The sequence below is a fragment of the Methylococcus capsulatus genome (assembly GCF_036864975.1).
Taxonomy (GTDB): Bacteria; Pseudomonadota; Gammaproteobacteria; order Methylococcales; family Methylococcaceae; genus Methylococcus.
This window is the reverse complement of the sequence record NZ_CP104311.1, coordinates 192,938-207,328: the sequence shown is the minus strand read 5'-3', so window position 1 is coordinate 207,328 and position 14,391 is coordinate 192,938. Positions and strand designations below refer to the sequence as shown.

The 14,391-nt window shown below is 62.4% G+C and carries 17 protein-coding genes; 13 read left to right on the top strand and 4 right to left on the bottom strand.

What is annotated here, in order from left to right; genetic code table 11:
- Positions 1-8 precede the first annotated feature (8 nt).
- A complete protein-coding gene (locus tag N4J17_RS00905) occupies positions 9-275 on the bottom strand; it encodes a hypothetical protein (RefSeq protein ID WP_198323876.1) in 267 nt (88 codons plus the stop codon).
- A gap of 174 nt (positions 276-449) precedes the next feature.
- Between N4J17_RS00905 and N4J17_RS00900 the strand changes: the two genes are divergently transcribed.
- From N4J17_RS00900 to ald, 8 genes are all read left to right on the top strand, one after another.
- Entirely contained in the window at positions 450-1,586 is a 1,137-nt protein-coding gene (locus tag N4J17_RS00900) for an ABC transporter permease (protein ID WP_198323875.1), read from the top strand.
- A gap of 37 nt (positions 1,587-1,623) precedes the next feature.
- Positions 1,624-2,040 carry a YbaY family lipoprotein gene (locus N4J17_RS00895; RefSeq protein ID WP_198323874.1) on the top strand — a complete coding sequence of 139 codons (417 nt, stop codon included), beginning with the start codon at positions 1,624-1,626 and terminating at the stop codon, positions 2,038-2,040.
- A gap of 141 nt (positions 2,041-2,181) precedes the next feature.
- The gene (locus N4J17_RS00890) at positions 2,182-2,808 is read left to right on the top strand and encodes a DUF1826 domain-containing protein (RefSeq protein ID WP_198323873.1); all 627 of its coding nucleotides are present in this window, start codon (positions 2,182-2,184) and stop codon (positions 2,806-2,808) included.
- Positions 2,809-2,867: 59 nt separating this feature from the next.
- The gene (locus N4J17_RS00885; RefSeq protein WP_198323872.1) at positions 2,868-3,287 is read left to right on the top strand and encodes a secondary thiamine-phosphate synthase enzyme YjbQ; all 420 of its coding nucleotides are present in this window, start codon (positions 2,868-2,870) and stop codon (positions 3,285-3,287) included.
- A gap of 26 nt (positions 3,288-3,313) precedes the next feature.
- A complete protein-coding gene (locus tag N4J17_RS00880) occupies positions 3,314-3,772 on the top strand; it encodes a DUF411 domain-containing protein (protein WP_198323871.1) in 459 nt (152 codons plus the stop codon).
- 5 nt (positions 3,773-3,777) lie between these two features.
- A complete protein-coding gene (gene glk, locus N4J17_RS00875; protein ID WP_198323901.1) occupies positions 3,778-4,779 on the top strand; it encodes a glucokinase in 1,002 nt (333 codons plus the stop codon).
- A gap of 126 nt (positions 4,780-4,905) precedes the next feature.
- Entirely contained in the window at positions 4,906-5,337 is a 432-nt protein-coding gene (locus N4J17_RS00870; RefSeq protein WP_198323870.1) for a host attachment protein, read from the top strand.
- On the top strand, positions 5,334-6,434 hold the full coding sequence (ald, locus tag N4J17_RS00865) for an alanine dehydrogenase (RefSeq protein ID WP_198323869.1): 1,101 nt from the start codon (positions 5,334-5,336) through the stop codon (positions 6,432-6,434). Before N4J17_RS00870 ends, ald begins: the two co-directional genes overlap by 4 nt.
- A gap of 8 nt (positions 6,435-6,442) precedes the next feature.
- On the opposite strand, the gene N4J17_RS00860 is transcribed toward ald, so the two are convergent.
- From N4J17_RS00860 to map, 3 genes are read right to left on the bottom strand one after another with little or no spacing between them, the layout of a single operon-like run.
- Positions 6,443-6,760 carry a DUF6763 family protein gene (locus N4J17_RS00860; protein ID WP_198323868.1) on the bottom strand — a complete coding sequence of 106 codons (318 nt, stop codon included), beginning with the start codon at positions 6,758-6,760 and terminating at the stop codon, positions 6,443-6,445.
- A 41-nt stretch (positions 6,761-6,801) separates the two neighbouring features.
- Positions 6,802-9,435, bottom strand: a complete 2,634-nt coding sequence (glnD, locus tag N4J17_RS00855; RefSeq protein WP_198323867.1) for a [protein-PII] uridylyltransferase — start codon at positions 9,433-9,435, stop codon at positions 6,802-6,804.
- Complete coding sequence (map, locus tag N4J17_RS00850; protein ID WP_198323866.1) at positions 9,413-10,198, bottom strand: type I methionyl aminopeptidase; 786 nt, start codon at positions 10,196-10,198, stop codon at positions 9,413-9,415. The genes glnD and map overlap by 23 nt, the downstream gene beginning before the upstream one ends.
- Positions 10,199-10,431: 233 nt before the next feature.
- Between map and rpsB the strand changes: the two genes are divergently transcribed.
- The 5 genes from rpsB to N4J17_RS00825 all read left to right on the top strand — a co-directional run bounded on the left by rpsB (position 10,432) and on the right by N4J17_RS00825 (position 14,362).
- Positions 10,432-11,205, top strand: coding sequence for a 30S ribosomal protein S2 (rpsB, locus tag N4J17_RS00845; RefSeq protein ID WP_198323865.1), 774 nt, complete (start codon positions 10,432-10,434; stop codon positions 11,203-11,205).
- A gap of 93 nt (positions 11,206-11,298) precedes the next feature.
- Entirely contained in the window at positions 11,299-12,180 is an 882-nt protein-coding gene (gene tsf / locus N4J17_RS00840; protein WP_198323864.1) for a translation elongation factor Ts, read from the top strand.
- Positions 12,181-12,275: 95 nt separating this feature from the next.
- A complete protein-coding gene (gene pyrH / locus N4J17_RS00835) occupies positions 12,276-12,995 on the top strand; it encodes a UMP kinase (protein ID WP_198323863.1) in 720 nt (239 codons plus the stop codon).
- A 7-nt stretch (positions 12,996-13,002) separates the two neighbouring features.
- The gene (gene frr, locus N4J17_RS00830; RefSeq protein ID WP_198323862.1) at positions 13,003-13,560 is read left to right on the top strand and encodes a ribosome recycling factor; all 558 of its coding nucleotides are present in this window, start codon (positions 13,003-13,005) and stop codon (positions 13,558-13,560) included.
- 13 nt (positions 13,561-13,573) lie between these two features.
- Positions 13,574-14,362: an isoprenyl transferase gene (locus tag N4J17_RS00825; protein WP_198323861.1), complete on the top strand. Its 789-nt coding sequence runs from the start codon at positions 13,574-13,576 to the stop codon at positions 14,360-14,362.
- Positions 14,363-14,391: the final 29 nt, after the last annotated feature.

Genomic DNA, 14,391 nt, shown 5'->3' with positions numbered 1-14,391 from the left:
ATGCTCGGTCAGCCGGCGGCGGCCTCCGCGGCTGCTTTCGCCTCCAGCGACAGCACGGTGTCCCCGGTCTCGGTGGCTGCCGGTTCCGGTTCCTCGGCGGTGGTTTCCGCCGGTTCTTCGGCGGTTTGGGCCAGGATCGGAGGTTTGTCAGGCGTAGTGGTTTCCGCCGCGCTGGCGGGTGCCGCTGCCTGGTTCCCGGCGGCGGGCGATGAATAGACGGCATAGAGCACATAGGCCAGCAGGCCCACGGCGATCGCGATGACTGAAAGGTCCATCGGTCCTCCTGATAGAGTTGTGTATCGACGTGTGAACGATGCGCCGTATCGTGTCTTACTGGAGAAACACGGCGTCAATCGTGCGGCAATTATGGACCAGACGGAAAAACCACACCATCTTTATGTGAATGGGGCTCCCCCCGGCCTGGCTGGAGTTCCGACCGGAATGCCGTGATGAACAAAAGGGGGCGTCTGCGTACCATTTTCCATCTGGGACTGAAGGAGCTGGCCAGCCTCCGCCGCGACCTGGCCATGCTGGTCCTGATCGTCTACGGATTCACCGGGATGATCTACGTCCCCGCCAGCCGCGGTTTGCTGGAGCTACGGAACGGTGCGGTGGCGGTGGTGGACGAAGACCGTTCCGAGCTTTCCCGGCAGATCGTCGCCGCCCTGCCGCAGCCTTATTTCCTGCTGCCCGAGCCGCTGCCGCTGGACCAAGTGGACAGCATGCTCGATGCCGGGCGCTATGCCTTCGTGATCGACATCCCGCCGCGTTTCCAGGCCGGCTTTCTGGCCGGAAGACAGCCGGAAATCCAGGTCAGCGTCGATGCGACCGCGATGAGTCAGGCCGGCATCGGTGCCGGCTACATCGAACGGATCATCCGCGAAGAGGCCGCTGGTTTCGGCCGCGACGGCGTGGCTCCCGCGGATGCCGGCGTTAATCTGGCGATACGTACCCTGTACAATCCCAACGCGCAAGAAAGCTGGTTCGTCTCGGTGATGGTGCTCATCAACGTAATCAACCTGCTTTCCATCATCACCTCCGGTGCCGCGCTGATGCGGGAACGGGAACGCGGTACCGTCGAGCATCTGCTCACTCTGCCGCTCGGCCCGTTCGAAATCGTGTGCGCGAAGATCTGGGCCAACGGCCTGGTGGTGGTCGTGGCGGTCGGCCTGTCTTTGATTTTGGTCGTAGAAGGCGTGCTCGGCGTCCCCCTGGCGGGATCGTTGCCTCTGTTCCTGGCCGCCACGGCACTGTATCTGTTCACCTCGACCGCGATTGGTATCTTTCTCGCCACGGTGGCTCATTCGATGCCCCAGCTCGGGCTGTTGTGCATTCTGGTGGTGTTCCCGATCACCACGCTGTCCGGCAACACCGTCCCGCTGGACAGTATGCCGGAACCGATCCAGCGAGTGATGGCGTTCTTCGCTTCGACGCATTACGTCAAGATCGCCCAGGCCGTGCTTTACCGCGGTGCGGATTTCGCCGCCGTCTGGCCGCAGTTCCTGATCATGGCCGGCATCGGGGCGTTGTTTTTCTCGATGGCTTTGGCCCGCTTCAGGCATACCGTTGCGCGGCAGGTGGGCTGAACCGTGTTTCTGCTATCCCATGTCCCAAGGAGTCCCGATGAAAGGCCTGGCTTTCGCACTGATCGCACCGCTGTACCTGTCCGCCTGCAGCCTGTTTCACAGCGATGAAACCAATCCCCATTTCGCCAAAGTCACCGGCACGGTGAATTGGCACGATCGCGTGGAGCTGAACCCGGATGCCGAATTGATCGTCAGCCTGGAAGACGTCACCCGCCATGACGTCCGGCCAGTGCTGGTCGGGCTGGCCGAGGACACCTGGCCCGGCTCCTCGCCGGTTGCCTTTGAAATTTCGTTCGACCGGCGGATGGTGGCCGAAGACCGGCATTACCAGGTGAAGGCCGTGGTCAAGCAGGGCGGCGAGACGGTCCTCGCAAGCCGGCATGGCGTGCCGGTGCTGACTTTCGGCCATCCCGACCGCGCCGATTTGGAACTGCACCGTGTCGCCGGCCCCTAGGGGAGGGTCCGAAACACGCCGTTTCGCCGCGGTGGAATACCAGTTGTCATATGGCCCGGCTATGCTTGTTTTCAAGCTGGAGCGAACCTTGCTTGAAAACAAGTACGCGCTCGAGCGGTTCCGGTTCGATGGAGGCAAGACATGGCGGCATTGGCGAGAGTCATCGCCCAGGGCGATGCAGATCTGGTGGCTGCAATAGCCGATGATGCGGATGAGCTGTTCCGTGAGATCAAGCCGGGGGTGGACCTGCGGGTCTATCGCCGTGAGCCTGATGCGGCCACGGCCGGTTTCGTCGATACCGTGCTGCGACAGATGGTACGGTTAGACGTGACGCGCAGCATCGACTTCGAAAACTTCGATTTCCGTTCCCTGCTCGCCTGGGCCCAGGGCATTCCGGGTTACCGGGCATGGGTGTGGGACGTCACCCAGTTGACGTGCCGCTGGTGCGACTGGCACCGGACCGAGTATGCGGTGTTGCGGCTCCGCATCCCAGACGCCGGTGCCATCAAAGAGGATACCGGCGGGTTGCAACTGGCCTGCCTCTATGGAGGTGTTCCCAGACTGCGGCATATCGATTTGGCTTGGGGAGAAGGGGATACGGAGACCTCCGATGGTATGTACCGCGTCGCCGCGTCCCCCGATCTGGTGCCGCCCTATGCCGTCGCCATCACCACTCCGAAAGCGAGGCAGGTGCTGGATTTCCCCCGCGGACTGGGTCAAATGCCCCGGCGTTTGCTGCTGACCGTTCACGGCCAGCACGACATCTGACCCGCCTCCTGCCGTCCTGTGGTAGATTACGCCGGGTCTAAGGCGGCAATGACGCATTCATGTGGTTTCAGAAGACGATCGTTCTCAAACCCCGCTCGCGAGGGTTTCATCTGATCACGGCGGAAATCACGGCGAACCTGCCTGAGTTGGAGCAGTTTCGCCAGGGCCTCGCCCATTTCTTCATCCAGCACACCTCCGCTTCCCTGACCATCAATGAAAACGCCGACGCCGACGTGCGCCGCGATCTCGAGGCCTACCTGCATGCCCAGGTGCCGGAGTGCGCCTCCTATTACCGCCATACCCTGGAAGGGGATGACGACATGCCGGCCCACATCAAAGCCACTCTGGTCGGCAACAGCATCACCATTCCCGTGCGGCAGGGCCGGCTGGCATTGGGAACCTGGCAGGGAATCTATCTGGGCGAACACCGGACCCATGGCGGCGCCCGTTCCCTCGTCGCCACCTTGCACGGCGACTGACCCACGCATCCGACACCGAGGCCGATATGCGCAGAACGATACTTTGGGGGCTGGCACTGTATGCCGCCCTTCCTTTGTCCGCCAAGGAACAGCCCGCGCCGGTCGATGCGACGGTATTCCGCAGCCCGGCCTGCGGCTGCTGCAAGAAGTGGGTGGAACATCTCCAGGCGAACGGTTTCGCCGTCAAGGACATCGTCAAGGACGACATGGCTGCGGTAAAGCGCGAACTCGGCGTACCGGAGCACCTCGCCTCCTGCCATACCGCGGTGATCGGCGGCTACCGCATCGAGGGCCACGTGCCGGCGGCGGACATCCACAGGCTGCTGGACACCAAGGCGCCCCTTTTGGGGCTGAGCGTGCCTGGGATGCCGGTCGGTACACCGGGGATGGAAGCAGGTGGACGGAAGGACGCCTACAGCGTCCTCGGTTTTGGGCCAGGTGACAGCGTCCAGTCCGTGCACGATTACGCGGGGACTGATCCTTGAACGGGGTGAAGAGCGTCCTGCTGGCGGGCGACATCGGTGCCACCAAGACGGTTCTCGGGCTGTTCGATTGTTGGGACGACAGGCTGGTCTGCCTCAGCGAAGCGGTTTTCGCGAGCGCTGATTATGCCTCGCTGGAGGCGGTCGTGGCGGAGTTCCTGCAGGGCGAGGGCGGACAGATCCCCGAAGTCGCCTGCTTCGGTGTGCCGGGACCGGTGAGCGAAGGCCGCTGTGAAATCACCAATCTGCCGTGGGTTCTGTCCGAGCAGGAGCTGGCGGCGGCGACAGGGGTGAAGGCCGTCCGGCTGCTGAACGACGTCCAGGCCATGGCTCTGGGTATGCTCTACCGGCTGGGCGAGGGTGACTGGGTGGAACTGAACCCCCATGCGACCCGGTCGCGGCCCGGAAACATCGCGGTGATCGCCGCCGGGACGGGGCTGGGCGAGGCAATCCTGTATTGGGATGGCAAGCGCTACCACGCCCTGCCGACCGAAGGGGGGCACAGCGATTTCGCGCCCAACGGAATGCTGGAAGAAGGGTTGCTCACCTTTCTGCGGGACCGCTTCTGTGGCCACGTCAGCTATGAGCGGATCCTCTCCGGCTCAGGGCTGGCCAACCTGTACGACTACCTGCGCCATGCCGGTGTGGCGCCGGAAACCGAGGCGCTGCATGCGGCCCTGGCCAGCGCTCCCGACCGTGCTCCGATCATCACCGAGTGGGCACTGGAACGGCGCGATCCCCTGTGCACTGCGGTGCTCGAATTGTTCGTGGCGATCTACGGAGCGGAGGCGGGGAATCTGGCCCTCAAGTCACTCGCGCTCGGCGGCGTGGTCCTTGGTGGCGGTATCGCGCCAAAAATCCTTCCCCTCTTGCAAGAGGGGAGGTTCATGGCCGCGTTCACGGCAAAGGGAAGGCTTTCCTCCCTCCTGGGTGGGCTGCCGGTGCGGGTGGCCATCCATCCCCACCCGGCCCTGCTGGGAGCAGCGCATGCCGCCACGGCCATGCTTTGAGTTGTCGCAAGGACGCTCCAAATCGGATCGATTATGGCAGAATGAAGTCAAGCGGAGCCGGCGAAGGCCGGAAATGATCCGTTTGCGATTGCACCCTTTATTCACCATCGGAACATGGAGGACACTATGTTCAAAACATGGGTGGTTGCCGCAGAGAGCAGCCGTGCGCGAATCTTCGCCATCGACAATCGACTGAGTCCTCTCAAGGAAATCGACGATCTGGTGCATACGGAGGGGCGAGCCAAGGAGCGGGATCTGACCACCGACCGCCCTGGCCGGATGCTGAACAGTGTGACCGAAGGGCGCCACGACTACGAAAAGCCTCAGGATGCCAAACAGCATGAGGCGCAGGTATTTGCCAAGCGGGTGGCCGAGCGCCTCGAACAAGCGCGGGTCAACGGCGAGTGCCTCTCGCTCATCCTGATCGCGGCCCCCGAGTTCTTGGGACTGTTGCGACAGGCATTGAGCGGTCCGACCGCCAAGCTGGTCAGCAAAACACTGGATAAGAATCTGGTTCAGAAAACCGAACAAGAAATCCGTCAGTATATTTTCTCATGAAAATCGGCGTACCCAAGGAAATCAAGGATCTGGAAAACCGTGTGGCCGTCACTCCGCAAGGGGTGGCGGCCCTGGTCAAGGCCGGGCACGAAGTGCTGGTGGAAGCCGCGGCCGGTCTCGGCTCGGGGTTCGCCGACGAGGAATATCTGGCGGCGGGAGCGCGGCTGGGGAACGCGGCCGATGCCTGGGCGGCCGACCTCGTGGTCAAGGTGAAAGAGCCGGTGCCCTCGGAATATCCTTATCTCAAGCGGCAGACGGTGTTCACCTTTTTCCATCTGGCCGGCGTCGATCCCGGCCTGACCCGGGCGCTGCTGGACAGCGGTACTACGGCGGTGGCTTACGAGACGCTGGAGGACGCGCAGGGGCGTCTGCCGCTGCTCGCGCCGATGAGCGCGGTGGCGGGCAATATGGCCGCCCAGGTCGGCGCTTACTATCTGGCGCGCTTCAACGGCGGCCGGGGAGTTCAGCTCGGCGAGGTCATGGGCGTGCGCCATGGCAAGGTCGTGGTGATCGGCGACGGCGTGGTCGGCTCACATGCCGCCCTCACTGCCTGGGGCATGGGCACCAACGTTCAGGTCATGGGGCTGGTCCCGGAAAAGGGCGAGGCTCTGTGCCGGCGGGCGCCTGGGCTGGAGTTCTTCCTGTCGGACAGCGCGCGCCTGGCCGAGACCCTGCGTGACGCCGACCTGGTGGTGGGCGCAGTGCTGCAGCCGGGGGCACGTGCCGATTACATCGTCACCGATGCCATGGTGAGGTCGATGCCGATGGGGTCGGTGATCGTCGACGTCAGTATCGATCAGGGCGGTTGTGTGGAGACTTCCAGGCCGACCTCGCATTCGCATCCGGTTTACGTGGAGCATGGCGTGATCCACTATTGTGTAACCAATATGCCGGGTGCTTATCCGCGCACTTCCACCCTGGCGCTGACCGATGCCACCCTGCCATATCTGCTGCGCCTGGCCGATGAAGGCGAGGCCTGTTTGCGGGCCGACCCCGGCCTGGCCAAGGCGGTGAATACCTACGATGGCTATATCACCTGCCGGGCGGCGGCGGAAGACCTCGGACTGCTGGATCGCTACCGCCCGTTTCCGGGCTAGCCGCTTCCTCAGTACGGCTCCTTGTCCTCTTCCTCCAACAAGTCGTCCAGCGTCAAATCGCCCGTGTCGGGGCGGTGCAGATCGGGGTCGCTGTAGCCCAGATCGTCGGTTTCCACGTCGTCGAAAGGCGCGCTCCAGTCTTCCGGGGCTTCGATCGCGGCGATCGCCCCCTGCTCCCAGGACGCCCGGTCCAGCTCGCTCAGCTCTCCCTCGAGATATTGGATCTCAATGGTGTCGCTCGCATCGTCCACGGCCACGACCCGGAATTGCCGGCCGGTGTCCTGTTCTTCGTACCAGTTGTCTACCAACGGTGTTGCGATTGCCATGGGATTCTCCTGGTTGTTATGTCGGCAGTGAGTCGCCGCGGTCAGTGATCGCCCACGAATTCTATCAATGTCTGCCGCAGAGCCTGCCGGTCCGTTTCTCCGGTCAGCGGCCGGTCTTCCCGGTCGGTGATGAAGAAAATGTCTTCGGCGCGGCTGCCGATGGTGGAAATTTTAGCATTGTGCACCCGTATCCCCGTCTGCATGAATGCCTGTCCGACTTTGGACAGCAGACCGGGGCGGTCCGTGGCGATCAGCTCAAGCACGCTGAAGCGGTTCTGCGGATCGTCGTGGAAGAACACTTTGGTCGGCACGGTGAAGTGCCGGATCTGGCGGGCGGGCAGACGGCTGACCGCGGGTGGCGGCGTGCCGCCGCCGCTTAGCACCGCCTTCAGCCGGTCGCAGATCTGAACCAGGCGGAACAGTCCCTCCGGCGCAGTGCCGGACTGTTCCAGCACATTGAAACTGAGCAGCGCGAATCCCTGGCGCGAGGCGATTATCTTAGCGTCCAGTACGGTGAGGCCGAGCTGGTCGAGTACAGCGGTGGTCTGGGCGAACAGGAAGTCGCGGTTGCGGTCGTAAATGAACACCTCGGCACTGCCGCGCAGACTTTCTGGGCGCAGCAGCACCAGCGGCAGGTGTTCCGGCCGGCAGGCGGCAATGGCGGTGGTGTGCCAAGCGATTTCCTCGGGCAGGAAGCGAAGGAAATAGTCGTCGCCGATGTTCTCCCACACTGCGGTGATGGCGTCTTCGGCCAGGCCGAAGCGTTGCAGGAGTGTCCGCGCTTCGTCCTTGGCCGCCGAGATCTGTTCGGCATAGTCCGGCGGGGTGTCCAGTCCGCGTCGCAGAGTCCAGCTGGTGCTGGTATAGAGTTCCTGCAGCAGCGCGCCCTTCCAGGAGTTCCACAAGGAAGGATTGGTGGCGCGTATGTCGGCGACGGTGAGCAGATAGAGATGGTTCAGCGTATTTTGATTGCGCACGATCCGGGCGAATTCGTGGATGACCTCCGGGTCGCTCAGGTCTTTGCGCTGAGCCGTCATCGACATCACCAGATGATGCCGTACCAGCCATTTCACCAACTCGGTTTCACGTCGCCCGATGTGGTGGCGCCGGCAGAATGCCTCTGCGATCTTTTCACCCACTTCCGAATGGTCGCCGCCCGAGCCTTTGCCGATGTCGTGCATCAGCGCGGCGATGTAGAGCAGCTCCGGTTTTTCGATGAGCGGGAACAGTTCGTAGCACAGCGGATTCTCGTGCTGGAACTCTTCCAAGGCGAAGCGCCGCAGATTGCGGACCACGAACAGCGTATGCTCGTCCACCGTGTAGACATGGAACAGGTCGTACTGCATGCGGCCGACGACCCGGCCGAATTCGGGCAGGTAGGCGGCGAGCACGCCATAGCGGTTCATCCGCCGCAGCTGGTGAGTGATGCCGCCGGGCTGGCGCAGAATGGCCATGAACAGCCGACAGGCTTCGGGGTCGTTGCGGAAGGTGTCGTCGATCAGATGGGTGTGCTGGCGGATGAGGCGGATGGTGGCGGCGCGGATGCCTTCCAGCGTGCTGTTTTTCTGCAGGACCAGGAACACTTCCAGCAGGGCTAGGGGGTGGTCGCGGAAGACCGCGGGACGCACGGCTTCGAGATAATCGTTGACCGCCTGGAAATGGTCGTTGACGGGTGTGGGCGAGAACGCTTCCTCGCGGTGCAGAACGGCTTCGTTGAACAGCTGCAGCAGCAATTCGTTCAGGCGCTCCACCCCGGTGACGGTGCGGAAATAATCCTGCATGAAGCCTTCGACGACCTCATTGCTGGTTTCGCCCCGGTAACCGAAGAGCTCTGCGAGTTCGCGCTGGTAATCGAACAGCAGCCGGTCTTCGCAGCGGCCGGTGAGTGCATGCAGGGCGAAGCGGATACGCCAGAGAAACTCCTGGGCCTCTTTCAGTTCACGGTATTCGGTGTCGGTCAGCCAGCCGTATGCGACTAGGTCCTGCAGCCCACGTGCATCGCTGTGGCGGCGGAGGATCCAGCCGATGAGCTGGATGTCGCGCAGGCCGCCCGGGCCTTCCTTGACATTGGGTTCGAGGTTATAGGCCGTGTTGTGGTACTTGGCGTAGCGAATCCTTTGCTCGGCCATCTTCGCCTCGAAGAACGCGGCCGAAGACCACATGCGTTCGGGGGCAATTTCGCTCTTCACCGCCTCCCACAGCGCCGCCGAGCCGGCCAGCAGTCGGCCCTCCAGCAGGTTGGTGATGACCGTCTGGTCGGCGCGCGCTTCTTCCGCGCATTGGGCGGGCGATCGCACGCTCTGGCCCAGTTTCAGGCCGACGTCCCAAAGAAAGCGCAAGAAATCCGACAGCTCCTGCTGGCGCGACGGCGGCACGGCCTCGTCGAGGAGTACGAGCAGGTCGATGTCCGAATGCAGCAGCTGTTCACCGCGTCCGTAGCCACCGACGGCCACCAGTGCGACGTCTGTGGCGTCCCCCCCAAGGCGATGGTCCCAAGCTTCGGTGAGCAGGTGGTCGATGAAAGCTGTGCGCTCTCGGATCAGATCGGTGACGGGAGCGCCGGACCAGAACCGCTCAGCCAGCTCCGCGGTGTTGTGCTGGATCTGCGCCTTACAGGCCGCGATCCGATCGGAGGCATGCAGGCCGCGCGTGCTATCCGAGTTCGGTCCGCCCAAAATCTTCCTCTTGCCGCAGTGTCAGTACCTCGTAACCCGTCGGTGTCACCAGCACAGTGTGCTCCCATTGCGCGGAGAGCTTGTGATCCTTGGTGACGGCGGTCCAGCCATCGGAGAGCATCTGGACGTGACGCTTGCCCTGGTTGATCATCGGCTCGATGGTAAAGATCATTCCGGCTTCGAGCCGGATGTCCAGCTTCGGTTCGAAATAGTGGAGCACTTGCGGTTCCTCGTGGAATTCGCGGCCGATGCCGTGGCCGCAGAATTCCCGCACCACGGAGTAATTGTATTTGCTGGCATGCCGTTCGATGACGGCGCCGATCCGGTTCAACGCGGCGCCGGGCCGCACTTCACGTATACCCAGATACATGGCCTCGCGGGTGACGTCGACCAGTTGCCGGGCATAGGGTTTGACCTGGCCGACCAGGAACATCTTGCTGGTGTCGCCGTGGAAGCCGTCCTTGATGACCGTGATATCGATGTTCACGATGTCGCCGTTCTTGAGCTTCTTGGGGCCTGGAATGCCGTGGCAAACGACGTGGTTGACCGAGGTGCAGATCGACTTCGGGAAGCCCTTGTAATTCAGCGGAGCAGGGATGGCGCGCTGCTCGTCCACGATGAAGTCGTGGCAGATCCGGTCGATTTCTTCGGTGGTGATGCCGGCCTTGATGAAAGGCGCGATCATGTCCAGGACTTCCGCGGCGAGGCGGCAGGCCAGGCGCATGCCTTCGATTTCCTCGGCGCTTTTGATGCTGATGCTCATGAAATTACGGCGGAAACGGGAAGGCTCCCGGTCCGTGGAAGGAGGGAGGGTCGATTGTCCAAACGGTACCGCTATGGTATAAAGCACAGCTTTATTTGGCAACACACCACACATGCATCGTCACGGCCGGTGGGGTGCCGTCCCGTCGGGGACGGTCGTCGGCCGGGATGCGTGGAGGCGCAACCCTACCGCCGGGCTCTGCCAGTCCGGCAAGACATTATACGGAGAAACCGATGACCTCAGTTACCATGCGCCAGATGCTCGAAGCGGGCGTTCACTTCGGGCACCAGACGCGTTACTGGAATCCGAAGATGGCTCCTTTCATCTTCGGCGCGCGCAGCAATATCCACATCATCAATCTGGAGAAGACGCTGCCGCTGTTCAACGATGCCATGAAATACCTGGAGCAGGTCGCAGCCAACCGCGGTAAGATTCTGTTCGTAGGCACCAAGAAGACCATGCGCAAGGTCATCGAAGAAGAAGCCCGGCGCTGTGGCATGCCTTACGTCAATCACCGCTGGCTGGGCGGCATGTTGACCAATTTCAAGACCATCAAGGCATCCATCGCCCGGATGAAGGATCTGCAGGCCATGCGCGACGATGGCCGTCTCAACCGCTTCAGCAAAAAGGAAGCGCTCGGCATGATGCGTGAGCTGGAGAAGCTGGTTTGCAACGTCGGCGGCATCGGCGACATGGATCGTCTCCCCGACGTGATGTTTATCATTGATACAGGCTATGAGAAGAACGCCGTCAGCGAAGCGCATAAGCTGGGCATCCCCGTCGTCGGCGTGGTGGACACCAACAACAGCCCCGTCGGCATCGACTACGTGATTCCGGGCAACGACGACTCCATCCGGGCGGTCCAGTTGTATGCCCAGAGCGCCGCCACGGCGATTCTGCGTGGCAAGGCGTCCGGTGTGGATTTCGGCACGGGGGCGGCGGACGAATTCGTGGAAATGGAGCCGGAGGCGGAGCAGGGAGCCACGGGCGAGAGTCTGGGTGGTTGACGGCCCGCACCCGGCAGTGTCGTGAAGAACGCCTCCGCCTGGAGGCGTTTTTTTGGGATTGATCAACGGTTTTCATTCGAGAGGTTGGCTGTAATGAGTATTACTGCGGGAATGGTGAAGGAGCTGCGCGAACGTACCGGCTCCGGCATGATGGAGTGCAAGAAGGCTCTGACGGAAACCGGCGGCGATCTGGAGGCCGCGGTCGAACTGATGAGGAAGCAGGGTTTGGCCAAGGCCGACAAGAAGTCCGGCCGTACCGCCGCCGAAGGCCGCATTTGCGTCAAGGTGAGCGAGGACGGCAAGGCCGCGGCCATCGTCGAGGTCAACTGCGAAACCGACTTCGTCGCCAAGGGCGATGACTTCGTCAAGTTCGCCGACGACGTCGCCGCTGCGGTCCTGGCTTCCTCCGCGACGACCGTCGAAGATTTCCTGGCCGGCGAGATGCGGGCAGGCGCGACGGTGGACCAGGTGCGGCGGGAGATGATCGCCAAGATCGGCGAGAACATCAATGTGCGCCGCTTCGAACGCCTGATCAGTCAGGACGGGTGGGTGGCCAGTTATCTGCACGGCACCCGGATCGGCGTGCTGGTCGAACTGGTCGGCGGCGACGCCGAACTGGGCAAGGATATCGCCATGCACATCGCCGCCAGCAAGCCGCTGTGCTGTGACGAGAAGGGCGTGCCCGCCGAGGTGATCGCCAAGGAAAAGGAAATCTTCAGTGCTCAGGCTCAGGCCAGCGGTAAACCGGCGAACATCATCGAAAAGATGGTCGAAGGCCGGATCAACAAGTTCCTGGGTGAAATCACCCTGCTGGGACAGCCCTTCGTCAAGGATCCCGACCAGACGGTGGGTAAGCTCCTGCAATCCAAAGGTGCCTCGGTGGTGCGTTTCGTCCGCTTCGAAGTCGGCGAGGGCATCGAAAAGGAAGAAACCAATTTCGCCGAGGAAGTGATGGCGCAGGTGCGCGCTTCCTGAGGCATCCATGCCCGGCGCCTCGGCGCGCCGGGCAGGCTCTCCCGGGCCGGGTGTGGCCCGCGCTCAGAATGGATTAACCAGCTTCCGACGAGTTTATGACAGAACCGGTATACAAACGTATCTTGCTCAAGCTCAGCGGCGAAGCCTTGATGGGAGATCAGGGAGCAGGCATAGCGGCCGAGATCCTGATGCGGCTCGCGACGGAAATCGATGAGCTGTGCCGGGCTGGCATCGAGGTCGGCCTGGTCATCGGTGGCGGCAATATCGTCCGTGGCGCCGAGAAAGCCTCCGAAGGACTGGATCGCGTGACCGGCGATCATATGGGCATGCTCGCCACGGTCATCAATGCCCTGGCCATGCAGGATGCCCTCGAGAATCTGGGGCGGCCGGTGCGAGTGATGTCGGCCCTCAAGATCAATCAGGTCTGTGAAGACTATATTCGCCGGCGCGCAGTCCGGCATCTGGAAAAAGGCCGGGTCGTGGTTTTTGCCGCGGGTACGGGCAATCCGTTCTTTACCACCGACTCCGCTGCCAGCCTCAGAGCCATCGAGATCGGTGCCGACCTGCTGATCAAGGCCACCAAGGTCGATGGTGTCTATTCGGCTGATCCCTTGAAAGATCCAGAAGCGAGATTCTATTCGCGCCTGACGTATGACGAGGCGCTGAATCAGCGCCTCAATGTCATGGATACGACGGCCCTGGTGCTGTGCCGCGATTACAAGATGCCGCTGCGGGTCATGAACGTTTTTCGTCCAGGCGCGGTGATGCGCCTGATTCGGGGCGAGGACATCGGATCTTTGCTGGTAACGGGGTGATGAACAGATGATCAATGACATACAGAAACGTACTGCCGAGCGGATGCAGAAAAGCATCGAGGCTCTGAAGCATGAATTCGCAAAGATCCGCACCGGGCGTGCCCACCCGAGCCTGCTGGAGCACATCCGGGTGTCTTATTACGGTAATGAGGTGCCGCTGACCCAGGTCGCCAACGTTGCCGTCGAGGATGCTCGCAGCCTGGCGGTCACCCCGTGGGAGCGGAACATGGTGCAGGCCATCGAAAAGGCGATCATGACTTCGGACCTGGGGCTGAACCCTTCCACCGCCGGTTCTGTGATCCGGGTGCCGCTGCCGCCGCTGACCGAAGAGCGCCGCCGCGACCTGATCAAGGTCGTGCGCCAGGAGGCCGAGAACGGACGGGTAGCGATCCGGAACATCCGTAGAGATGCTAATAACGAACTCAAGGCCGCGCTCAAGGAAAAGCTGATTTCCGAGGACGAGGATCGCCGCAGTCAGGAGCAGATTCAGAAGATCACCGATCAGTTCATCAAAGAGATCGACAAGCTTCTGGAGCAGAAGGAAGCCGATCTGCTTGCCGTTTGACACGCTGCGATCCATGATTTTTTTGCCGGACAAAGCCAAGCCTGTGGCGTCTGCCCCGGACGATGGCGCCAGCGGACGCAGCTTGCCCCGCCATGTCGCCATCGTCATGGATGGCAACGGCCGCTGGGCGCAAGAGCGCTATTTGCCCCGGACCGCTGGCCACCGTGCCGGTGTCGGCGCGGTCCGCAAAGTGGTCGAGCACTGCGCCAAGCGGGGAGTGGAGGCGTTGACGCTGTTCGCATTCAGCAGCGAAAACTGGCGCCGTCCCGAGCAGGAAGTCTCGGTACTGATGGAGCTTTTCCTCTCGACGCTGGAACGGGAAACGGAAAAGCTGCACCAGAATGGCGTACGCCTTCGCATCATCGGCGACCGCACGGCCTTCGGGGAAGCGCTGCGCGAACGGATGGACGCCGCCGAGTCGCTGACCCGCAGCAATACCGGCTTGCAACTGGCCATCGCGGCGAATTACGGCGGACGCTGGGACATCGTCCAGGCGGCTCAGACCCTGGCGGCGAAGGTCCGGCAGGGTGAGTTGTCGCCCGAACAGATCACGGCGGAGAGGCTGCAGCAACAGCTTGCCCTGGCCGACCTCCCCGAGCCGGACCTTTTCATCCGCACCGGCGGCGAACGCCGGATCAGTAACTTCCTGCTCTGGCAGCTTGCCTATACCGAGCTGTATTTCACGCCGGTGCTGTGGCCGGAGTTCGACGAGGATGCGCTGGATCTCGCCTTCGAGGACTATGCCGGCAGGCAGCGCCGGTTCGGTTATACCGGGGACCAGGTCGCGGGCCGGATGCCCTGATTTCATGCCACCAACATTTTCCAACTCAC